The sequence below is a fragment of the Anabaena sp. FACHB-595 genome (assembly GCF_048568275.1).
GTDB lineage: Bacteria > Cyanobacteriota > Cyanobacteriia > Cyanobacteriales > Nostocaceae > Trichormus.
The window spans coordinates 1936871-1962761 of the sequence record NZ_CP183473.1 but is presented as its reverse complement, the minus strand read 5'-3'; the positions used below and the strand labels follow the sequence as shown (position 1 = coordinate 1962761).

Genomic DNA, 25891 nt, shown 5'->3' with positions numbered 1-25891 from the left:
GAGAAATTTTAAATGCAAACTCAAGACTTAACACCTTTACAAAAAGCTATTATTGCCCTTAAAGAAGCCCGTACAAAGATTGAAAGCTTAGAACGGACACAAAACGAACCAATTGCCATTGTGGGTATGGGTTGTCGTTTTCCTGGGGATGCCAACAACCCAGAAAAATTTTGGGAGTTATTACGTCAAGGAAAAGATGGCATTACCACAGTACCACCCCAACGCTGGGATATTGATGCCTATTACGATGATGATCCTGATGTCCCCAATAAAATGTATGCCCGTTATGGGGGCTTTATTAACAACGTTGATCAGTTTGATCCGCAGTTTTTTGGCATTACCCCTAGAGAAGCGATCGCCCTTGACCCCCAACAACGGCTATTGTTAGAAGTAAGTTGGGAAGCCTTGGAAAATGCGGGAATTGCCCCACAAAAGCTTACAGGTACGCAAACAGGCGTGTTTGTTGGTATTGGTATAGATGATTATGCTAAACGGCAAATTAAACATCACATTCCCATTGATGCCTATACGGGATCGGGCAATGCTTTTTGTTTTGCGGCGGGACGTTTATCCTATCTTTTGGGATTGCAAGGGCCAAGTTTAGCCATTGATACAGCTTGTTCTACCTCTTTAGTCACCATTCATTTAGCTTGTCAGAGTTTACGCAATGGTGAGTGTAACTTGGCTTTAGCTGGGGGCGTGAGTTTAATGCTGTCCCCCGAAGTTACCCTGTATTTATCTAAAACCCGCGCCCTTTCTCCTGATGGTCGTTGTAAAACCTTTGACCGAGATGCTAATGGCTATGTGCGGGGTGAAGGTTGTGGGATGGTAGTTCTCAAACGCCTCAGTAGTGCCGTTGCTGACGGAGATCATATTTTAGCTGTAATTCGTGGCTCCGCAGTTAATCAAGATGGTGCTAGTAGTGGGTTGACAGTTCCCAATGGGACGGCGCAACAAGCAGTGATTCGTCAAGCTTTGGCTAATGCCAAGGTGACACCGGCACAAATTAGCTATCTGGAAGCCCACGGGACGGGAACTGCTTTGGGCGATCCGATTGAAGTGCGGGCTATTGATGGGGTTTTTGGTAAAGGACGTTCCCCAAATCATCCCCTGATTCTCGGTTCGGTGAAAACCAATATTGGTCACTTAGAAATTGCTGCCGGTATGGCAAGTTTGTTGAAAGTGATCTTATCCTTGCAACATCAAGAAATTCCTCCCCATCTTAATTTTCAGGAACTCAACCCCGATTTAGCTGCTTCGGCCAAGTCTTTAAAGATTCCTACCAGCATTATTCCTTGGCAACCTACAGAACAACCGAGAATGGCAGGAATTAGTTCATTTGGCTTAAGTGGAACTAATGCTCATATCATTATTGAAGAACCGCCCCAGTTAACGGTTACTCCGGCGGAAGTCGATCGCCCGCTTCATGTTTTAATGTTATCGGCAAAAAGTGAAGCTGCTTTACACACCTTAGCTACTGATTGGGAACATCTTTTACGCAACCATCCCGAAACGAATTTTGCCGATTTGGCATTTAGTGCCAATACCGGAAGGGGAAGCTTTAATCATCGCTTGGCAATTATCGCCCAATCAACCGCACAAGCAAGGCAAAATTTAGCCGCTTTTAATCAAAAACAACCATCCTTGAACGTTTTCAGTCAAGAAGTAGAAAAAGGACGACAACCGAAAATAGCCTTTTTATTCACCGGACAAGGATCTCAATATGTGGGTATGGGCAGACAACTCTATGAAACCCAACCTACATTCCGTCAAGCTTTAGACGAATGCGATCGCCTATTACAACCTTACTTAAAAGAATCCCTATTAAGTGTTTTATATCCCCAAACTCCCACAGCCAACCCCCTAATCAACCAAACTGCTTATACCCAAACTGCCTTATTTGCTATTGAATATGCTTTGTGTAAACTATGGCAATCATGGGGCATTCAACCCCAGGGAGTCTTGGGTCATAGTGTAGGCGAATATGTAGCGGCTTGTATCGCTGGTGTATATACTCTCCAAGAAGGCATAGAATTAATCGCCCAACGGGGACAACTAATGCAGGCCTTACCCCAAACAGGGACAATGGCGGCTGTATTTGCTCCGGTGGAAACCGTGGCGAGGGCGATCGCTCCTTACGCTAACGAAGTGACGATTGCTACTATTAATAGCCCGGAAAATGTGGTGATTTCTGGGGTGAAAGCAGCCATAGCTTTGGTGCAAGCTGATTTAACCGCCCAGGGAATTGATGTCCGTCCTCTGCAAGTCTCCCACGCCTTCCATTCTCCCATGATGGAACCGATGTTAGGGGAATTTAAACAAGTAGCAGCGAAGATTAATTACCAAACTCCTGGCATTGATTGGATTTCTAGCGTGACAGGGGCAGAAATTACCCACAGTATTGATGCAGAATATTGGTGTCAGCAAATACGTGATTGTGTGCAGTTTGCACCCGCGATGGAGACATTAGCCCAACAAGGTTACGATGTGTTGATCGAAATCGGCCCCCATCCTGTTTTAACCAGATTGGGAAAACAAACTTTATCCGATCCCCAAATCCTCTGGCTACCATCTCTGCATCGAGAACAAAACAATTGGCAATCTTTATTACAGAGTGTTGCCACCTTATCAGTTCATGGGGTAAGGCTTGACTGGTCTGGGTTTGAGCAAGATTATATTCGTCGTCGTCTGACTATACCTACCTATCCTTTCCAAAGACAACGGTATTGGTTAGCCGAAGCAGAATCTACTCAACCGGAAGTTATTCCTGTTGCTGCCATTTCCCCGGAAACATCAACAATTGTTGCAGCCACAGAAACCTTAGAAAGCCAGATTCTCTCCTTAGTGGCGAAGATTACCGGGATGAATCCTCAACAACTCAGTCTGGATGCCACTTTAGAGGGGGGTTTGGGCTTAGACTCGATTATGATGACCCAATTAATGAATGGGATTATCAAATTCATTCCCCCAGGACAAAGGGAAAGTTTCCATCAGGTCTTTTCTCTGCGGGATTTAATGCAAATATCAAATTTAGGGGAACTGTTAAAGGTTCTAGAACCTTGGCAAACTGTTGATTTACCAGCAACCACAGCAGTTGATGTAGTCCCATCTGCTGATATTCCCGCAATAGATCAGACAAGTGATGTTGTAGACATTCTCCATAGTCAATTACCTCTATTAGTAAGTTACTGGAGTCTCAATTCCAATAGTTTGTTTACCAAGGTACAAATTGAAGGTGACTTTAACCTGGAGATTGCTCAACAAAGTTGGCAAGCATTGATAGATAGACATCCCATGTTAAGGGCGCGGTTCCACATCCCCCAAGGGGCAACAAGCTTTGCAGACTATCAATTGCAAGTGTTGAAAAATCCCACCCCTCCGGCTATTCCCCTCAAGGATATCAGACATCTTGCTTCTGAGGAACAAACACAAGCGATCGCTCAAGAAGTCAACTATTGGTTAAATTATCGCTGGTCATTAACCCAATGGCCACTACATGGATTTTCAGTGTTACAACTATCTGATTCCGTCTATCAACTGTTCTTGGGAAATGAACATTTGATTGCTGATGGTTTGAGTAATCATGTAATTATCCGAGAATTTCTGGAAATCTATCGCGCTCTTATTGATCAAGATACCCCTGACCTTCCCCCGGCTGTATCAGTCGCTGATTATCAAGCGCAGGTGCGAGCAATGAACGCTTGGCAAGATGTTGAGGAAGACCGAGCTTTAGCAGCATACAACAACTCTCAACGTCATACTGCTTACCTGTGGAATCCCCAGCAAAAGATTCGTCAGCAAACTCCTTTATTTGATAATCAAAAATATATCCTGTCTGCGGAAACCACTGCCAAGTTAATCACCAAAACCCGTGAATGGCGAGTACCTATGAATACCCTCCTCTTAGGGGCATTTATTCAAACTGTGGCCAAACTGGATACCACCTCAGAAAAAATTGGCATACAAATCCCTACCAGTGGTCGGGTGTATCCGGGAGTGGATGCGTCAGGCGTAATTAGTAGTTTTGCTCAAAATTTAGCCCTGAGTTTTACCCCACCCCAAGCACAACAAGATTGGCAAACATTTCTCACCGAAATTCAGCAAACGGTTCAACAACACATTGGTAGTGGTTTAGACCGGGCGCAAACCAGACAAATGGGAGTTATTTTCCGGGATAGTTTTGTTTTAGAAAATGGCAGGATTCCAGACCACAGCCTTTCTTTAATCCAAGGAGCTTTAAAATCTAACTTGTATCTTCCTTATACAGGTCAAACCCACATTCATCCTAATTATGGGTCTTTATCTGTGACTGAGTATCAAGCAGGAGGAATGAATGCTTCCGGAACGATTGATATTTTACAAGAAATTTTTGATAGTCGTCTGCACTTGTTTGCTAGCTACGATGGCAACACCTTTGATGTGAAGGTGATTGATAGTTTGATGAAATCCTATCTAGCACACATTGAAGAATTAGCTACATTACCAATTGAAGAACAAGTTTCCTCAGCGTTGGTCTCTCCTATCTTTATCAATAAAGATATTGGGAAAAACTTACGCCAAGTTACTTCCGAAATTTGCCACTGGGCGATCGCAGAATCAGAAATGAGTGATGATTTAGAAGCGGATTTAGGACTCGATTCTCTAGAGCTAATTCGTTTGGTAACTCGTTTAGAAAGCGTGTATGGCAAAAATTATCGTCAAGCCCTCCTGAATTGCCGCACTTTACAGGAAATGGTGGTTGTTTTGAGTGCTGAATCCCTAGCCATCAGCGCGTAGGAACCAGAAACCGGGTTTTATCTATTCTTAATTACCGTAAACCCGGTTTCGTTGGTTTTGAGCAATACATTATTGAGTGAAGACACGATTCATCGCGTCTCTACAGATGGTTTATTTTTTCCAATTGGTATTACCTTAATGAGGTGCAAAAACAATAATTAAACGCATATAAACACCGATAAACGCTGATAAATTTATATTCCAGCCGACCAGTAAACGCTATAGTAGCAAGGATATTTTTAAATATGACCTTAACTTCAGAAATACCCTATTATCAGATTATTCAGCAAGCGCAATTAACCCCTGATGCGATCGCTGTTCTTGATGAAACCAATCCTCTGACTTATCAACAGTTAGATCGTCTCTCGAATCAAGTGGCTACTTATTTACGCACTCAAGGAGTAGCCCCCAATACCAGAGTCGGGATTATGGCTGAACGGGGAGCCAGAATGATGATTGGTATTTTAGGTATTCTCAAAGCTGGCGGGAGTTATATCCCCCTCGATCCTGGTTATCCCACTGACAGACTGCGTTACATCCTAGAACACGCCACTATCCAGACTCTACTTACAGAACATCAAGTTAGTCAACAATTAGTGGCTTGTGTTCAGGAAGCGTTACCTTTACAAACGGTGATGTTTTTAGATGAGGGTGAACCTTTAGGAGAAATTCAATCATTAACTCAAATCACTGCTGAAACCTGGCAAAGTTTAAGTGATGATGCTTTAGAACTTTGTAACAGTCCCGACGATTTAATGGTGATTCTCTACACCTCTGGCTCCACAGGTCGTCCCAAAGGGGTAATGCTGAATCATCGAGGTTACATGAATCGTCTGACATGGATGCAGAATACTTTTTCATTACAACCAGGCGATCGCGTAGCGCAAAGAACCTCTTTTTGTTTTGATATCTCGGTTTGGGAAATTTTCTGGACATTAATGTCAGGCGCGACTATTTGCCCTGTGCAACGGGAAGTAGTTCTCAATCCTTGGGAATTCGCTCGATGGATTCAAGAAACTCAAATTAATGTCATGCACTTTGTTCCTTCCCTGTTTGGGGAGTTTATTAGTGCTTTAGAAAATGAAACTTGGAGTTTTCCCCAATTACGTTGGTTGATGTTTAGTGGGGAAGCATTACCCATGTCCTTTATTCAGAGGTGGATTGACCGTCATGGACTCAAAACCGGACTAGCCAATCTTTATGGCCCTACAGAAGCTTCCATTGACGTTACTTGTCACTTGATTACGGAACGTCCTGATGAACGGCTGACGACGCAAATTCCCATTGGTAAAGCTATCGATAATGTTTATGTAAAAGTTCTGGACGGGGGGATGCAGCCTGTACAACCTGGAAATATGGGAGAACTGTGGCTTGGTGGAGTCCAATTGGCATTAGGCTATCTCAAAGATCCAGAGAAAACTGCTCAGGCTTTTTGTCCTAACCCCTTTACTGATATTCCTGGTGATTATATTTATCGGACAGGAGATTTGGTCAAAGAATTGCCAGATGGAACCATTGAGTATCATGGACGCATAGATCATCAAGTGAAAATTCGCGGTTTCCGCATTGAATTGGGAGAAATCGAAAGTGTGTTAACCACTCATCCCGATGTCCGTGAAGCCGCAGCTCTGGCCGTTGATTATGGGGAAGGGCAAAAGCGATTAGTTGCTTGTATATCGGGAAATAAAATCAAAAATCGTTTCCTCAAGGAATATCTAGAACAGAAGCTTCCTCATTACATGATTCCCCAAAGATTTCTCTGGTTGGATAGTTTACCCAAAAATCATAATGGGAAATTAGACCGCAAAGCATTAGTGACTCAATTAACCTCTGATTCCCCTGATTCCTCTCCTTCTTTACTACCTTTATTACCTCTAGGCCCAGCTCAACGTTGGTTAGTCAAATATTTTGAACCTCCTTATCAGTGGTTGGGTTATACCCGTTTTCTCTATCATCAATCCCTCAATGTAGATATCTTCAATCAAGCGGTTAATCACCTTGTTCATCGTCATGCCGCTTTCCGCACGATTTTTGTACAGAATCAGGGACAATGGCAACAACATATTCTCAATCAAACACAATCCTTTGTTGCTGAATATTGGGATGGTAGTCAGGTAAGTCAAGAAGAACGGAATCTGAAAATTGAGCAATACATGGAAGCAGTAGCCAAAAAAATTCAGATTGACAGTTGGCCGATGACGGCCGCGATCGTCGTAAAGGTGAGTTCTAATTGTTACGATATTACGATGATTGCTCACCATATGATTACTGATATGTTGAGCGCGACAATTTTATTTAAAGAACTTTGGAGTGCTTATCATCAACTTTTATTGGGTGTTGCTCCCACATTTCCACAGGCTAAATCCGAATCCTATGAACATTTTGTTCAATTATTAGTGAATGAGGATAACAAAGGAACCTTTGAGCATCATCTCAAATATTGGCAATCTCAATTCCCTGATGCTAAAAGCGGATTTGAGATTCCTATCGACCATGTGAAAGGGGTCAATATAGAAGCCTCGGCGGAAAAAGAATGTTTTCGCCTTAGTCAACAACAGACAGAACTTTTATTGAATCAAGGAAAATCTTATTATGGTTCTAATGTCTACTTGATCCTACTCGCGCCGTTATATCGTTTAATGGCTAATTGGAGTCATCGCCCAGGGGTGGTAATTAGTCATCGGAGTCACGGCAGAGATTTAGGACAAGGAAGTACTTTCATGGAAAGTATGGGGAATTATGCAATTAATTTCCCTGTAGGTATAACCTTGGGTTCATCTGCGATTTGGCAAGAAATTATTCAAGAGATTAGCGATCGCTTTCAAAGTTTACCCATGAATGGTGTAACCTATGATTGGATTGGCGATCGCTTACCTGAATACCTCTACCCTGACAGCAATCTAACTCCTATACGGGTTAATTATTTAGGGAATCGTTCTGTTCCTCCGTCTAACCTGTTTGAGTTTATACAAACTGTCCGAGACTGTCGTTTGTCACTCCCCGATCAAAAACGTACCACACTCATTGAATTTTTCTTTTTGATAGTTGATGGTCATTTAGAGATCACAATTGAATATTCTCGTAATTTTCATCTGGCTACAACAATTCAATCCTTAGGAAAACAATATCTCCTATTGCTTGAGGATCTTTTGACTCCTGTCTCTATCCAAAGCACTACTGACGCTCCTACGTTCCTACCTCTACGCTAGCTAACACCTCTATGCGTTTATAGAAGAATAGAAGTAAATATGGCTGACAACCCTTGTCTTGTAGGCAAGGGTTAATTTTTGAGCATCTACCTCAGTGATACGAAAAATCAAAGCTGTGGGTAGGGGAATCAGGGTATTAAGTTAGCAGAAACCTATACCATTGAACCCTTAAGCCATGTCTAAATCCTTGATTTTTCGTTTTCGTGCATAATTCCTATAAATCTACTGTTAGATACATAGTGCAGAAATAAAAAATCTCCATTTTTGAGCAATTTAGTTTAGTTTTTTGATGCAAAACTACTAAGGACAATAGAAGATATCCTACAGATTTTTATTTATTTTATCGTCCAACAGCAAAAAACAATAATCTCCATTTTTGACAGAAAATAATCCATTGTTTCAAGCATTAAGAGAAGATATATTGAAGTTATAAATAATTCAGTATTTACGGTTAATAGATTCAGGATTCACAACTGAATATGCCAAAAACAAAAATCGTAAATTTAGACCAATTGAGTTGATTCAATATATCTAACCCCAAAAGAATATGTAAATTACAAGCCTCTAATATTTTCCCTACTACTCATTATTGGAGAAGACAAAAGGAACATGGATACACAACAAAAGACCCTGAAAAATTCCGCTTTACAACAAACACCTATTGCCATTATTGGTATGTCAGCCTTGTTTGCCAAAGCAGAGAATTTACAACAATATTGGGACAATATACTAGCTAGAATCAACGGTATTTCTGAAGTTCCAGAAACAGCTTGGAGCCTTAAAGATTATTATGATCCAGACCCCAGTACGCCTGATAAAACTTACGCCAGAGCAGGGGGATTTCTCCCAGAAATCGATTTTGATCCCTTAGAATTTGGATTGCCACCGGATACTCTTGAAGCTTTGGATTCAGCAAATTTATTAGCGTTGGTATTGGCAAAACAAGCATTGAAAGATGCTGGTTATAGTGAAGGAAAAGAATTTAATCGAGAAACAACAGGAGTAATTTTAGGGGCTAGTGGACTTTGGAAAAGTATTACTCCCTTAACTGCTCGTTTACAATATCCCGTTTGGGAAAAAGTTTTAAAAAATAGTGGTCTATCCGCAGAACAGACCGAAAAAATTATTGAAAAAATGCAGGCAGCTTTTGTACCGTGGACAGAAAATTCTTTCCCAGGTATGTTGCCTAATGTGGTCGCAGGAAGAATTACCAATCGTCTAGATTTGGGAGGAACTAACTGTGTTGTTGATGCGGCTTGTGCTAGTTCTTTAAGTGCTTTAAAAATGGCAATTAGTGAACTGATTGAAGGTCGTTGTGACATGATGTTGACCGGGGGCTTTGACACAGACAACTCCATCCTCAACTATATGTGTTTCAGTAAAACCCCAGCTTTTTCTAAAAAAGACTATCTTAATCCCTTTGATGCTACATCCGACGGCATGATGGTGGGAGAAGGATTAGGAATGTTAGTTATCAAGCGGTTGGCAGATGCAGAACGGGATGGCGATCGCATCTATGCAGTAATAAAAGGTATTGGCACTGCCAGTGATGGTCGCTATAAAAGTATCTATGCGCCCCGTGTTGAGGGACAAGTGCGAGCTTTACGGCGAGCCTATGAAGATGCAGGCTTTTCTCCTGCGACTTTAGGATTAATGGAAGCTCATGGTACAGGTACGCCAGCTGGTGACTTCTGTGAATTTACCGCCCTCAATCAAGTTTTGACGGAAAATCAGGCAGGAAAACAACAAATCGCTCTTGGTAGTGTTAAATCTCAAATCGGTCACACCAAAGCTGCTGCTGGCGCTGCTAGTTTAATCAAAGCGACCCTAGCCTTACACCATAAAATCCTGCCACCGACCATTAATGTCACCCAACCTAATCCGAAATTCAAAATAGAAGAGTCTCCCTTTTATATCAATACAGAAACTCGTCCCTGGATACAAAATGGCGACATTCCTAGACGGGCGGGGGTCAGTTCTTTTGGATTTGGCGGCACTGACTATCATGTGGTTTTGGAAGAATATACCCCGACACTTCCCCAAGGAGGCGATCGCATCCATTCCACAGCCCAATCTATTTTATTGTGGGCTGATACGCCACAACAATTATCTCAAAAGTGTCAAGCGACTCTTGAGCAACTGCAATCTGACAACGGCGGCGAACAATATAATCAACTGCAAAATCACAGCAAAACAGCCCTCATCCCCGAAACATCTGCCCGTGTGGGCTTTGTGGCTACCTCTCTAGAAGAAGCCCAAAAATTACTAAAAGCAGCGATTAAACAACTGCAAATACAGCCCCAGGCTTTTGCCTGGGAACATCCCCAAGGGATTTACTACCGCCAAACTGGTTTATCTCTCAAGGGTAAAGTTGTAGCTTTGTTCCCCGGTCAAGGGTCGCAATATCTGAACATGGGGCGAGAAATTAGCTTGAACTTCCCAGAGATACAACAAGCTTATCAAGCTCTGGATCAGTTGATGGCTCAGGATAACTTGCCAGCTTTGTCTGATGTAGTCTTTCCAATTCCTGCCTTTAGCCCAGAAACAATCAAGCAACAGTCCCAACAATTACAGCGCACAGAAAACGCTCAACCTGCCATTGGAGCCTTGAGCCTGGGATTGTATAAAATCTTGCAGAAAGTAGGATTTAAGCCCGATTTTGTGGCTGGTCATAGCTTTGGGGAATTAACTGCACTTTGGGCGGCTGGGGTGTTTAGTGATGAGGATTATTGTTACCTGATCAAAGCCAGGGGGCAAGCCATGACTATTCCCCAAGGGTCTCATGATTGCGATCGCGGTACGATGTTGGCCGTCAGTGGTGATGTGGCAAAAATTAAGCAACTGATCGCCGGTATGACTAAGGTGCAGATTGCTAATTATAATGCTCCAGAACAAGTAGTACTGTCTGGTTCTAAACCCGAAATTGCCGCCCTAGAGAAAGTATTAAGCAAACAGGGCTACACTGTTACTCCTTTAACTGTTTCTGCTGCTTTTCACACCCCCTTTGTTCGCCATGCAAGTCAACCCTTTGCAGAGGCGCTCAATCGGGTGACCTTTAATACTCCTCAAATTCCTGTCTATGCAAACATGACGGGTAACGCCTATCCGACGGAGGCAACTGCCATCAGGCAACTGTTGGAAGCCCATCTTTTAAATGCCGTTCAGTTTGCACAGGAAATCGAAAATCTTTACGCCCAAGGAGGATATTGCTTTGTTGAAATTGGCCCCCGACAAATTCTCACCAACTTAGTTAAGCAGACATTAGGCGATCGCCCCCATATAGCCATTGCCCTCAACCCCAGTCGCCAAAAAGACAGTGATGTCCAACTGCGTCAAGGAGTCATCCAACTACGAGTAATGGGATTGTCCCTGGAGGATCTTGATGCTTCTCCCCGAAAATTGCCTGCTCAAAAAAGCAAATCTAAAGGATTATCTATTAAGCTCAATGCCACCAACTACATCAGTGACAAAACAAAAGCTGCCTTTGAATTTGCTTTCAAACCTGAGCCTGTAGTGCAGCTAGCTTCCACCCCTCTTGATCAGGTTGCTTCTGATGCAGCAACTGTTGTTTCAGATTCCCCTGCTCAACCTTTAGTGGCTTCATCAAATGATGAGATTGCCATTACCCCCGTCTCTGTGATGGAAGAGTCGGTATCTCTAGGAGAAATTTACCATCAATCTGATTACCAACTTATTATCTCTAAGGACGAAACAAATACCATGAATAACTCTACTCATAATACTGTCGCCTATCTTTTCCAACAGTTTTATCAACATCAAAAAGAAATGCTACAGGTTCACGAACAATACGTGAAGACTCAATCCCAGAGTTTTCAAGCATTTCTACAATTACTGCAACAACAGGAAGTTCTTATTCCTCAAGGTTCAACCTCTGCTATTGCGGAGCAAACAGTTGTTGTCCCAGCACCAGTGGTGGAACTTCCCCAGACACCCGTCGCTTCTGTGGTAGAACTTCCCAAGACCCCTGTTGCACCTGTAGTGGAATCTCCCAAGGTAACTCCTGCACCTGTAGCTGAACCCGTTCATATCTCCCATATTGCCAACTATTTAGAGCCTCGTTATTCTGCCCCTACTCCTCAACCCACATTAGTTGTCACTGAAACTGCTTCTCCTGCGGCTAGTGAAAGTTACATTAGCCGAGCATTAATGGAGGTTGTCAGTGATAAAACTGGTTATCCTACAGAAATGTTGGAATTAGAGATGGATTTAGAAGCGGATTTAGGCGTGGACTCCATCAAGCGTGTAGAAATTATGGGAACTCTACATGAATCTTTTCCTCAGTTACCCAAACTTAGCCCCGAAGAACTGGCGGAAAAGCGTACCCTGGCACAAATTGTCCAATATTTGGCAGGACAAATCATGGTGGCAGAAAAAAAAATAGCTTAGTTAATGTGGCTCCGAATCCTCGGAGTCATGGAGAGATTGGACGTTACCAGGTGAAACTGATGTCTTTACCCGCCCCTGATTTTTGGAATGTTCCTAACACTCCTTACCAAACTTGTTTATTAACCGACGATGGTTCATCAACCACGACTGAAGTGGCTCAATGTTTAAGCGATCGCGGATGGCAGGTTATAGTTCTCAGTTTCCCAAATTCTTTAGTTCCTAAGCGTCCTATCCTTCCTGCTACAGTTCACCGAGTAATTCTGACCAATTTGAGCGAAGAACATTTACAAGATCAATTAGCAGGGATTTTCCAGACCTACGGTTTGATTGGCACTTTTATCCATTTACACCCTATCAGCCAGTACCTTTACAATCAACCAGATACTCTAGTAAATCCTGATAAGGCAATTCTTAAGCAAGTATTTTTATTAGCCAAACATCTCAAATCTAGCCTCACTCAAGCGGCAAACCAAGGAAGGAGCAGTTTTCTGACTTTGGCTCATTTAGATGGAGAGTTTGGATTAAGTGGACAACAGGATTTTAGTGCAGTTAGTGGCGGATTATTTGGATTAACCAAAACCTTAAATTTAGAGTGGCCTGCTGTATTTTGTCGTTCCCTTGATATTAGCCCTGATTTAGATGCAGCTACTACTGCTCAAATTATTCTGGCAGAACTACATGATCCCAATGCCTTAATTCAAGAAGTGGGCTATACCACAAAAGGTCGTGTTACTTTGACTTGTGAATTGGCTGATTTAGGAGTTTAAATTGTCAGGAGTTTAGGAAAATAATCTCAACTAAACTCCAGTTAAATTTTGTCCATTAGCAATAGATTATATCAAGTTCGGCTAATTACATATAATTTGGTTTGATGTGGGGTAATAGCTAACAGGTATTTTTCACTATTACCCATTACCAACTACCAAGCGCCACAGATATTATTTGAATTTGGACGAACATGATATTATTACTCGTTTCATTTAACAGTTGTAGTCGATAAATAAAAACTGGCAATTACTTAATTCTCATCATGAATACTCATACTAAACTAAATTCATCATCTGTCGTTGTTGTCAGTGGTGGTGGCAGAGGAATCACATCGGAATGTATTATTTATTTGGCTCGAAAATATCAGTGCAAATTTATTCTGTTGGGTCGTTCTGCAATTTTAGCAACAGAACCGGAATGGAGCATTGGTTGTGTTGATGAGTCGGAGTTAAAAAAACGAATTATGCAACATTTAATAGAGCAGCAAGAAAAACCAACGCCCATAAAAGTGCAGAATCTTTATAAAAAAATATGCCAAAGTCGGGAAATTTATCAAACCCTAGCTGATATTAAACAAGGAGGCGGTGAAGCAGAATATTTAAGTATTGATGTGACAGATACCTCTGCTTTAAAATCTGCATTAGCTCCTGTCGTCGCACGCTTGGGAAGAATTACAGGTATTATTCATGGGGCAGGAAATCTGGCAGACAAGTTAATTGAGCATAAAACAGAACAGGATTTTCAAACTGTTTATAATGTAAAAATAGAAGGTTTACACAGTTTAATAAATTGTGTCGATATCGCACAATTAAAGTTTATTGCTTTATTTTCTTCTTTTGTTTCTTTTTATGGCAATGTCGGTCAATCTGACTACTCATTAGCTAATGAAATTTTAAATAAATACGCTTATTTGTTGCAAAGAAAATATCCAGAGTGCCATGTGGTTTCTTTTGGATGGGGGCCTTGGGATGGAGGTATGGTAACACCGCAACTGAAACAATTATTTACACAAAAAAATATTAAACTAATTCCTCTCAGGGTAGGGGCAGAAATTTTGGCGGAAGAGTTAACCCAAGACCACACAAAAGTTCCCCAACTTATTATTATGAGTCAAGGAATTTCCGTCTTACCAAAAGCTTTTAGCCCAGAAAAACATAGTTATCGTTTATATCGGCGCTTAACCTTACAGGGTAATCCTTTTGTTTACGATCATGTAATCGGCGGTAATGCTGTTTTACCTGCCGTCTGTGCCTTAGCTTGGATGACAAATATTTGCGAGCAATTTTATCCTGGTTATCATTTTTTGAGTTGTCAAAAATATAAGGTGCTTAAGGGTATTGTTTTTGATGATAACTTAGCTAATTTATACTGTCTTGATTTAACCGAAGTAGAAAAATCCGAGGAAGAAATTCAGTTAGAAGCGTTGATTTGGAGTGAAACCCCTAAAGGCATTCCTTTATATCATTATCGGGCATTAATCAATATTAGTCAAAAATCCCATGCTCAACAAGCTTTAACTTTTGAAGATTTTAACTATTATGAATCTTCTTTGAGTTTAAACCCTTATCAGGAGGGGATTTTATTTCATCATCAGAGATTTAGAGGTATTCAAAAGATTCTCGAAATCACTGCTAATAAATTAATTGCTTCATGTTTTTTACCAGAAATATCTCCTGCTGAACAAGGGCAATTTTTAACGCAGTCTTTTAACCCTTACACAGCCGATATGTTTTTTCAATGTTTATTAATCTGGGTAAGACAAACCTATGGCTTAGGTAGTTTACCGCTAGAATTAACGGCATTGAAACAGTTTTATACTCTTCCTTTTAACCAGGAATTTTTGATTAATTTATCTATTGAAGAGCAGAGTGAAACTAAAGTAGTTGCCAGTGCGATCGCCCATGATATTCAAGGAAAAGTATATCTAGAAGCTACTAATATGCAGGTAACTTCAAGTGCGCGTTTGAATCAATTATTTCTAAATAATACGGTTGCTTCTAAAAATACTGTTTGTATGTAATTGTTGTCTTTCTCTACAAACCCAATCATGTATTCGTCTTCTTGGAGTATCTATGGCACATTCTCGACTTGCTATTGTTGGCTTAGATTGCTTTTTAAATCAGCATTTAAATTCGGAAATATTCTCAGCCTTAATTTATGATGGCAAGACCATCAAAGACATTAATCATCTTGATACCGGGGTAGAATCTTTCACTGTTTTATCGAAAATATCTCATCAAGCCCTGCAAGACTGCCAAGTTAATTGTTATAAAAATGTTGCTGTCATTACCGCCAACAATCAAACCGTAACGGCAGAGAATTTGGGAAAACATCTATCTAATTTATGGAATTTTTCAGCGATTACATTTAATTTAGATGGACAGAAAGATTGTTTACTTAAAGCTTTAGAAATCGCCCAACTGCTGTTAACTGCGAAAGAAGTTGATACCGTCATTATTAGTGTAGTCAATTCTGAGCTTAATACTCATAGCGTTCATGGTGGAGCCATTATTGTAAAAGATTATGCAGTGGCTCAAAAAGATGGCGATCGCATCTATGCGGTACTAGAAAGCTTTACCCGCATTGCAGATACCCTCTCTCCTTCATCTGTAGCAATTCAACAAAGTTGTCAAAAAGCTTTGCAACAAGCCAACATCAGCCCTTCAGAGGTTGGCTATATTGAAGTTTGCCACCAAAGCCTTGTAGAAGAAAATAGCCCAGAATTTACCGGCTTAATTAATGCTTACGCTACCCATCAACATGACCTAACCTGCGCTGTAGGTAGCGTCAAGGCAAATTTGGGTGATTTGGGTATTGCGGCGGGAATCATTAGCTTAATTAAAACAGCCCTATGTGTTTATAATCGCTATTTGCCAGCATACCCCCAATGGCAGCAACCCCAACACCCGGAAATCTGGCAAAATAGCCCTTTTTATGTGCCTACAAGTTCTTATCCTTGGTTTTTGTCAAAAAATCAGGAAAAGCGCCAAGCTGCTGTGAATATGGTTGCAGAAGATGGCATTTATGGTCATATTCTTCTCTCGGAAGATCCGACCCAAACCAGTCGTAGTCTTAGCTATTTACCCTACGCTTCCTTTTACCTTTTCCCCATCGCGGCTGATGACGCTTCATCTTTGCAGACACAACTAGATGATTTAGCTGCCAGAATTGAAACTAGTTTATCTTTACCTCAGACTGCCCAAGAAAATTTTAGCCAGTTTCAACGTAATTCCCAGTCCCCTTATGTTGTGGCGATTGTTGGCGACAACAAAGAAACCCTACAACGGGAAATTAAACAAGCGAAAAAAGGTATTGAGAAAGCATTTAGGGAAGGAAAATCTTGGAAAAGCCCTAAAGGAAGCTATTTTACTCCCAAACCCCTCGGTAAACAGGGAAAAATCGCTTTTGTTTATCCAGGGGCTTTTAATTCCTATTTAGGTATGGGACGCAATCTGTTCCAATTGTTTCCCCAATTGTGGAACCGCATCGCCAGCTTAGTTAATGATCCAAATCAATTCTTACAAGCAAAACAACTCTACCCCAGAAGCCAATATTCCCTATCACAGCGAGATTTAGAAGCCTTAGAAACTGAGTTTATCGCCAAGCCTTTATCCCTACTAGAAACCGGAACTGGTTTTGCGGTGATGTTCACGGACATTATGCAGCAATATTTCCAGATTCAACCCCAGGCAGCTTTTGGTTACAGCATGGGGGAAAGTACCATGATGTATAGTTTGGGAGTTTGGCCTAATGCTGATGCAGGAAGTCAATATATCCATTCTTCCCCACTGTTTCGCGATCGCTTAATTGGGACAAAACAAACAGTAGCAGAATATTGGGGCGAACCGACTGGGGAAAATTTATGGAGTAGTCATGTGTTAATGGCTTCACCAGCAGCAGTCAAACAATGCTTAGAACAAGAACCACGAGTTTATCTTACCCATGTTAATGCACCCCAAGAAGTGGTGATTGCTGGCGACCCCCAAGGCTGTTTACGGGTGATTGAACGCTTACAATGTGATGCTTTTCGTTCTCCGTCGGATATGGTGCTGCACTGTGAAGCTATGCAGTCGGAATTTGCCGCATTTATGCAGCTGAACACTGTCAATATGGGAACACCACCGGACACAGTATTTTACTCCTCTGCTAATTATCAACCAATTCCTCTAGAACAGTTGGCGATCGCTCAAAACTTATCACAAGGAGTCTGTCAACCCTTGGAATTTCCACGTTTAATCGATCGTGCTTATCAAGATGGGGTCAGAATTTTCCTAGAGTTAGGATCAGGCGGTAGCTGTTCCCGTTGGATTACAGAAACTCTCCAGACACAAGATCACCTCGCTATGTGCGTTAATCGTCGAGGTGCAGATGATTTGGCTACCATTGTCAAAATGTTAGCCCAATTGGTGAGCCATAAAGTAGACCTGGATTTATCACCCCTCTATCTTCCCCAGGAAACACCAACCCAAATTACAACCCTCAAGGAAACAGTTCCAACTTCGGTAGCTTCTCTTCCTTGTCTATTTAATGAAGATGATATTTTAGAGTTTATTGAAGGAAAAGTATCAAAGGTTTTTGGCGAAAACTATCAAGAAATTGACAGCTATACTAGACGTGTAAGAATGCCTTCGCCTCCCTTTTTATTTGTCAGCCGTGTAACTCAATTAGAAGGAAAACTAGGAAATTATAAATCAGGATTTATTGAAACAGAATATGATATTCCCCCAGATGCTTGGTATACAATTGATGGTCAATTAACTGTTGGCATCTGTAAAGAAACTGGTCACGGACTGTTGATGTTATTAAGTTATTTAGGGACGGATTTTGAAAATCAAGGTAAACGCTCTTTCCGCTTATTAGATTTATCAGCAACCTTCCTCTTTGAACAGCCAGAAGCCATAAAAACATTGAAGTGTCGAGTCAAGATTACTTCTTCTGTGAAAACTGAAAAAAGTTTACTCATCTTTTTCCAAGGAGAAGCCTTAATTGGTGATCAAGTGTGGATGAAACTCCATGACGGCTGTGCAGGACTCTTTTCTGATGAAGAATTAGAACAAGGACAAGGAATTGTTGTTTCCGAAAGTGAAGCAAGAGAACGTCAGCGAATTACAAAACAACAGTTTACACCTCTACTAACTTGTTCTAAATCAAATTTCACATCAGAAGATATTCTTGCTTTAACTCTGGGTGATTTAGTCAAGTGTTTTGGGGAAAGATACCAACAAAATTCCATAAATCCATCCTTAAGATTACCACCAGCAAAACTACTCATGTTAGATAACGTGATGATGGTTAATCCACAGGGAGGAGTAGCCGGACTAGGATTAGCCATTGGGTCAAAAGAAGTCACACCGGAAGATTGGTATTACTTCTGTCATTTTCGGAATGATCCCACCATGCCAGGGAATTTAATGATTGAAGGATGTATCCAATTAGTGCAGTTTTATTGTTTATTTTTAGGGTTACAAACTCGAACCAAAGATGCTCGTTTTCAAATCATTCCTGGCAAAACTCAAGCAGCACGTTTTCGAGGACAAGTTACCCCCCAAACAGGCACATTAATGTATCAAATGGAGGTATTAGAACTTGGACTCTCTCCTCAACCATATGCTGTGGCTAATGTGGATGTTATTTTTGGCGGAAAAACCATTGCTACTATTAAAAATATTGGTGTTCAGCTTGTTGAAAAACCACTTGCCATCAAAAATTCTATCACTGAGCTTAATCATCAACCCGTTTTATTCAATGAAGAACAACTAAAACAATTCGCCAAAGGCTCAGTTTCTGCTTGTCTTGGTTCAGAATTTGATATATATGAAAATCGCCAATCTGTTCGCCTACCTAATGGAGAGTTTCAGTTAGTTAGTCGGGTTTTAGAAGTAGAAGGCAAGCGTCATGAACTGCAAAAAAATTCACAAATAATTACAGAATATGACGTAAAACCTGATGCTTGGTTTTACGAACATAATGCTTACCCCAATTTACCCTACTGCACCTACATTGAAATTGCTGGACAACCTTGCATTTTTTTAGGGGTTTATATGGGGGCAACCTTATTATCTCCTGATGACGATCTGCATTTTCGCAATTTAGATGGGCAGGGAAAAATTCTTAAAGAAATTGACCTCAGAAATAAAACTATTACTGATAAAGTCCGTCTTCTATCTACGACTGCCATTAAAGGGGCAATAATTCAAAAATATGAGTTTGAATTATCCTGTGAGGGAGAACCATTTTATCGCGGCAATATGGTCTTTGGTGACTTTAGCACTGCCGTCTTAGCCAATCAAGTGGGGTTAGACGGAGGAAAACGCCTGAAACCTTGGTATCAAGAACATGAAACCTCCGCTTTGAATTTAACAACAATTCTCTTAAAAGACCCCAATTGGCGGCAGAAACTCTATCAAATTAATCCGAATAAACCCCATTATCGCCTCTCGGAAAAATATTTAGATTTTCTGGATGAAATGCTCATAATTGAAGGTGGTGGAAACTATCAAAAAGGGTACATATATGCCAGAAAATCAATTACCCCTCAAGATTGGTATTTCCCCTTCCATTTTTATCAAGACCCGGTCATGCCTGGAGCCTTGGGAGTCGAATCAATTATCCAAGCTATGCAGGCCTATGCTTTGCAGTTAGACTTAGGCAAATCATTCAGAAATCCTCGATTTGGTCAAGCTATTAATCATGAAATAACTTGGAAATATCGGGGACAAATTACGCCAGAAAATCACTTAATGTCTTTAGAGGTTCATATTTCTAAGATTGAAGTCGAATCTGAGCGCATCACAATTATTGCTGATGCCAGCCTCTGGAAAGAAGACTTAAGAATTTATGAAATTAAAGATATTGCTTTGTGCTTAGTAGAAGCATGATTTACGCATGAAAACGAAAGATTAAGGGTATAGGGGTACAGGGGTATAAATAAATGTTTGCAACCATCACACCCTTACACCCTCACACCCCTACACCCAGTCTCAACAGACAACCTGGATACGTAAGTCCGCAATACCCATTCAATTATTATTTGAGGTTACCAAAAATGCTCACTCAAGGTACATCCATCGCCACCCTGAATCCTCCAGATTCTATTGCTTTCGATCATGAAAGTATTCAACAAAAATTGCTGAACTTACATCAACCTTGTTATGTATTTCTGAAAAATAATCAAGTAGGAGTATCCCATCAACCTATTGAAGGCATACAAGCACAAATGATGGTGAATGCCATCTTACCCCAAAAATTGGGCGATCGCAGTTTTCTTGATTTTCATGGAGTTAACTACGCCTATGCGGCTGGCGCGATGGCGGGGGGTATTGCCTCGGAAACCCTAGTCATTGCCTTGGGAAAAGCCGGATTTTTAGCCAGTTTCGGGTCAGCAGGATTAGTACCGCAACGGGTAGAAAAAGCTATTTTCCAAATTCAACAAGCCCTGCCTACTGGCCCTTATGCCTTCAATTTGATTCATAGCCCCTCAGAAGAAGCCCTAGAGCAAGGGGCTGTGGAACTTTACCTCAAACATGGGGTGAGGACAGTAGAAGCCTCAGCTTACATGGATTTAACCCCTCATATTGTCCGCTATCGTGCAGCCGGGCTACACCTAAATTCTCAAGGGGAAATTCAAACCCACAATAAAGTCATTGCCAAAATTTCCCGCTCTGAAGTAGCTCAAAAATTTCTGCAACCTGCACCGCTAAAATTCCTCAAATCCTTAGTAGAACGGGGATATATTACACCGTTACAAGCTGCTTTAGCCGAAAAAGTCCCCTTGGCGGATGATATTACCGTTGAGGCTGATTCAGGGGGTCACACTGATAACCGTTCTTTGGTATGTCTGCTACCCAGCATTATCGCCTTACGAGATGAAATTCAACACCAATACCATTATGACCATCCCGTAAGAGTAGGTGCGGCTGGCGGAATTGGCACACCGGAAGCGGCTTTAGCTGCCTTTATGATGGGGGCTAGTTATATTGTCACAGGTTCGATCAACCATAGTTGCATAGAAGCTGGAACCTCTGACCATACCAAACAATTATTAGCCCAAGCAAGCATGGCTGATATGGTGATGGCACCCTGCGCTGATATGTTTGAAATGGGGGTGAAGGTACAACTACTTAAACGGGGTAGTTTGTTCCCCATGCGCGCGCAAAAATTGTATGACCTTTATAAAACTTATGGAGGAATTGAAGAGATTCCCCCAGAGATACGTCAAACTCTAGAAACACAAATTTTCCGCAAAAATTTAGATCAAGTTTGGGATGAGACCGTTGCTTATTTTTCCCAACGAGATCCTGAACAAATTGCACGAGCTAATAACAACCCTAAACGGAAAATGGCTCTGATTTTTCGCTGGTATTTAGGATTATCTTCTCGTTGGTCAACTAGTGGAGATGAGCAGCGCAAAATGGATTATCAAATCTGGTGCGGCCCCGCAATGGGTTCCTTTAATGAATGGGTGAAAGGTTCCTATTTAGAATTGCCTGAAAATCGCACAGTTGTTGACGTAGCCACACATATTATGCAAGGTGCTGCCTATTTATATCGTCTACAAAATTTGAAATTACAAGGTCTTAATCTGCCATCTCAATACTGTTATTACAGTCCATTCAATATTTAGCTTCTAGCTCAATAATGCACACATATTAACAAGGGATTTATGACTAATAAAACAATCGATTCTCCTTTTGCTCCTGGACTGCCAGCCCTTTATATTGTGGCATTTTTATCAGGAATCTCTTTAGGGTTATTTAATCCATTTATTTCCACCCTAATGAAACAAAATAACATCAATGATATTGTCATTGGTGCTAACTCTACACTCTACTTTTTTATCATTGCTATTGGCACCCCATTAGTTACCAAAATTCTCCGTCAGATAGGTTTGCGTAAAACCATGATGTTAGGGTTTTTGCTCATGGGAATAACTGCACCTTTATTTCCCTTCACAACCCAATTGTCTGCTTGGTTTTTGATACGTGCCGTGATGGGTTTAGCTTGTTGTTTATATCTCATCTCTGGACAAACTGCTATCAACTATTTCTGTAATGATAAAAATCGGGGCATTGTTAATGGGTTAGATGCTTTATGTTTTAGCTTAGGATTTGGAATTGGGCCAGTCATGGGAGCAGCTTTTTACAATGCTTCCCCTAAAACAACATTCCTCTTAGGTAGTGGATTAATTTTGAGTGGCATTATTGTCGTATATTTAGGACTACCAGAAAAAGAGATTAAGTTTCAAATCCCCCGCTTTCAGATTATTAAAAAGCTTAGGCTTCCATTGCATGGTTCCTTTGCCTATGGGTTTAGTGTCGCTACATTAGTATCTCTTTATCCTCTCTATTTACTAGAACAAAATTATGGCGTTGAGCGCATTGGTTATATTTTTGGGTTGTTTATTTTAGGAGGATTAATATCAACAATTCCGGTAACTCATTTAGCTGATCGCATAGGTAAAGTTAAAGCGTTGAGGTGTAGTGTGATTGTCGTGATTGTTTCGGTTATTGGTCTATCTTTTATAGACGATCCTAATATCACACCTTTCTTCGCTTTTATTTCTGGTGTAGGAATGAGTCCTGTTTTTCCCTTGTCCTTGGCTTTAATTGGGTCAAGACTGGCAGTTGATGAATTATCCTCTGGCAGTGCTTTATTTACCTCCATTTATAGTGCGGGATGTACGGCTGGGCCAATTTTATCGGCAATAGTGATGACGTTGCTCGGAACGCAATATATTTTTATGCTAATGATGGTTATTTTTGTTTTATTTTTCCTGAGTTTAAGCAAACAGAATAAATATAACCGTTCACTTCTAAGCGTTGAACGTTAAGAGATTGCTTGAAAAGTTTTTGGTTGTCATTTTAAGCACTTACTAATCCCTCTAGCTCCCCCTTGTAGCGAGTGGCGTGGATTTAGGGGGATCTAAGTAGGTCAGTGTAAATAATTATTGTTGGAATAAGGCAGGGAGCAGGGGGAGAAAGAATTTGAGCCTTATTTACTTTTCTTCACATAGTTTGGTTTTATTGCACCGACTTACTTAAAATATTTAGCTTTTTAACGCAGAGTAACGCTGGGGTTAGCGCCAAGGCACGCAGAGATTTTCTCATGATATGGCTGTAGCCAGATATATTAGGACACCAAGCTAAGGTAAAACCCTGACAATAAAAAGCTTTCCAGTCTGTCAACAGTCAACAGCTATAATTCGCTAGTTTTAGATGAGGGTTGGTACTACTTATTTCATCTTCCACGATTGGGGTGCTTGTTCTTACAGGCATCCCTTCGTTTTTCATAGCTACTGCCTAGCGTTTAGATAAGAGTTTATCTACAAATGAGTATTAAAAGTAGCTGAAAGCTTTAATTGTTATAGTATTGCTTGATTATTATTTGGAAATTCTATTTCTAGAGAGGGATTACTAACAGACCTAAAAATAAGCTTTATAGTAAAACTATACACATTAATTTGTTGAGGTTAATTATCTTATCCTGAGTCATAAAAAATACAATAAAATCCCTTGCAGTGGAGGTGTGGCAAAGAACCGTGACCGAGTTTATTAGTAATAATGATAATCAAAATAACGAGGTATGGCTGGTCAATTTTTGCGAAAAACCTAATCCGGATGATTTTCCTGAGCATATCTAAGTAGAGAAGAATATATATATCATTCCTAATATTTAGGTATAAACGCCTTCATCTAGCCAGTTACTTTTGGTTTTTTAGTTACAGCTACGAAGGCAATAGAAAATACTGGTTTGGAGTTGTGTAACTGCTAATAAGAGACGCAGGAGTCAGGGATGAGCCAAAGTTTAGTCAGAGTGCTGTTGGTTGATGATGGCGAAAGTGATTACATCTTAACTTGTAATTGGTTCAGTGAATTTCGGGTAGCTAACTGCAAGTTAGAATGGGTAGATAATTATGAAGCGGCAAAAGTAGCGATCGCCAAAAATCAGCATGATATATATTTAGTAGACTATCGTTTAGGCTCCCGCAGTGGACTAGAACTGTTACGCGAAGCAATTGCCGATGGCTGCACCTCTCCGATAATTTTGCTCACAGGTCAAGGAGACGGAGAAATAGATATAGAAGCCATGAAAGCCGGAGCGGTAGATTATCTAGAAAAGAACCAACTGAATGCACCTCTCCTAGAACGTTCTATTCTCTATGCCATTGAGCGTAAACAAACAGAAAAAAAAATCCGTGAACAAGCAGCGCTGCTGGATATTGCCAATGATGCCATTTTTGTACAAGATTTAGATGGGCAAGTTTTATTTTGGAACGAAGCAGCAGCAAGGCTTTACGGTTGGCAAAAAGCAGAAGCAATTGACAACAAAACTCAAAATCTCTGGCAAGACAAAAACTTAGCCTTATTGCAAAAAGCACTGGAGACTCTACAGCAAAAAGGTTCATGGAAGGGAGAATTACATCAAACCACAAAATCTGGTAAAGAAATTATTGTTGAAAGCCGTTGGACATTAGTACATGAGTTTGGGAATAAATCCCAATGTATACTCATCGTCAACACAGAAATCACCCAAAAAAAGCAATTAGAAGCTCAATTTCTTCGCGCTCAACGATTAGAGAGTATTGGCACTCTTGCAAGTGGTATTGCCCATGATCTCAATAATGTTCTGGCTCCTATTTTGATGACAGCACAACTTTTAGAATCACAAATCAAAGATGAACGTTCTCGGCGACTATTGCCAATATTGATTACTAACGCTAAACGCGGGGCTAACTTAGTTAAACAAGTATTATCATTTACTCGCAGTCTTGAAGGTGAACGCACCTTATTGCAATTGAAGCACCTAGTGGGAGAAATTCAGCAAATTATTAAAGAAACATTTCCCAAATCAATTGATTTGGTGGCGCACATTTCTCAGAATCTTTGGACTGTTTCTGGTGATGCTACCCAGTTACATCAAGTACTGATGAATTTGTGTGTTAATGCCCGTGATGCGATGCCCAAGGGCGGTACGTTGAAAATCACGGCGGAAAACTTCTCGATAGATGAAAATTATGCCAAAATGAATATAGATGCCAAAGTCGGCCCCTATGTAGTAGTTACAGTTACTGATACGGGAATTGGTATTCCTTCAGACATATTAGATCGGATATTTGAGCCATTCTTTACCACGAAAGAATTGGGTAAAGGCACGGGATTAGGACTTTCAACCGTACTCGGCATTATTAAAAGTCACGGGGGTTTTATTAATGTATATACGGAAGAGGGCGAAGGCAGCCAGTTTAAAGTGTATTTACCTGCTCAGGATACCAAAGAGCTTTTAGAAGAAGCAGAGTTGGAATTACCTCCAGGAAATGGAGAGTTAATCTTAGTTGTCGATGATGAAGCTGCTATTAGAGATATTACGAAAACATCTCTAGAGTCTCATAATTATAAAGCAATTACAGCTAGTGATGGAATTGAAGCGATCGCCTTATATGCAGAACACCGAGACGAAATATCTTTGGTGTTGACAGATATGGTAATGCCCTCTATGGATGGCTTAACAACTATTCGGACATTGCAAAAAATTAATCCTCATGTAAAAATCATTGCTGTCAGTGGCTTGGCGGCTCATGATAAAGTCAACACAGCTTATAATATGGGTATCCAAGCATTTTTATCGAAGCCATACACCGCTTACCAATTATTACAAACAATTAATGCAGTCCAGCATAAGAATTAATTCTTGTTGCTAGGCTTATATTATTTGTAGAGTTGGGTAATTGCTAA

At 40.7% G+C, this 25891-nt stretch carries 9 protein-coding genes; all 9 read left to right on the top strand.

The window, feature by feature from the left end; genetic code table 11:
* Positions 1 to 12: 12 nt before the first annotated feature.
* The 9 genes from ACN222_RS08205 (at position 13) to ACN222_RS08165 (ending at position 25844) form a co-directional block, all read left to right on the top strand.
* Complete coding sequence (locus ACN222_RS08205) at positions 13 to 4776, top strand: type I polyketide synthase (protein ID WP_010995817.1); 4764 nt, start codon at positions 13 to 15, stop codon at positions 4774 to 4776.
* 245 nt (positions 4777 to 5021) lie between these two features.
* Entirely contained in the window at positions 5022 to 7985 is a 2964-nt protein-coding gene (locus ACN222_RS08200) for an amino acid adenylation domain-containing protein (protein ID WP_010995816.1), read from the top strand.
* Between the two features lie 609 nt (positions 7986 to 8594).
* On the top strand, positions 8595 to 12392 hold the full coding sequence (locus tag ACN222_RS08195; protein ID WP_096637125.1) for a type I polyketide synthase: 3798 nt from the start codon (positions 8595 to 8597) through the stop codon (positions 12390 to 12392).
* 5 nt (positions 12393 to 12397) lie between these two features.
* On the top strand, positions 12398 to 13159 hold the full coding sequence (locus ACN222_RS08190) for a hypothetical protein (protein ID WP_010995814.1): 762 nt from the start codon (positions 12398 to 12400) through the stop codon (positions 13157 to 13159).
* 263 nt (positions 13160 to 13422) lie between these two features.
* Positions 13423 to 15180: an SDR family NAD(P)-dependent oxidoreductase gene (locus ACN222_RS08185; RefSeq protein ID WP_010995813.1), complete on the top strand. Its 1758-nt coding sequence runs from the start codon at positions 13423 to 13425 to the stop codon at positions 15178 to 15180.
* Between the two features lie 52 nt (positions 15181 to 15232).
* Positions 15233 to 20038 (top strand): PfaB family protein, encoded by a 4806-nt coding sequence (locus ACN222_RS08180; protein WP_010995812.1) that lies wholly within the window; start codon positions 15233 to 15235, stop codon positions 20036 to 20038.
* A gap of 167 nt (positions 20039 to 20205) precedes the next feature.
* Positions 20206 to 21783 carry a PfaD family polyunsaturated fatty acid/polyketide biosynthesis protein gene (locus ACN222_RS08175; RefSeq protein ID WP_044522853.1) on the top strand — a complete coding sequence of 526 codons (1578 nt, stop codon included), beginning with the start codon at positions 20206 to 20208 and terminating at the stop codon, positions 21781 to 21783.
* A gap of 39 nt (positions 21784 to 21822) precedes the next feature.
* A complete protein-coding gene (locus ACN222_RS08170) occupies positions 21823 to 22989 on the top strand; it encodes an MFS transporter (protein WP_010995810.1) in 1167 nt (388 codons plus the stop codon).
* Positions 22990 to 23951: 962 nt separating this feature from the next.
* Entirely contained in the window at positions 23952 to 25844 is a 1893-nt protein-coding gene (locus tag ACN222_RS08165) for a response regulator (protein ID WP_126987257.1), read from the top strand.
* The last annotated feature ends 47 nt before the right edge of the window (positions 25845 to 25891 follow it).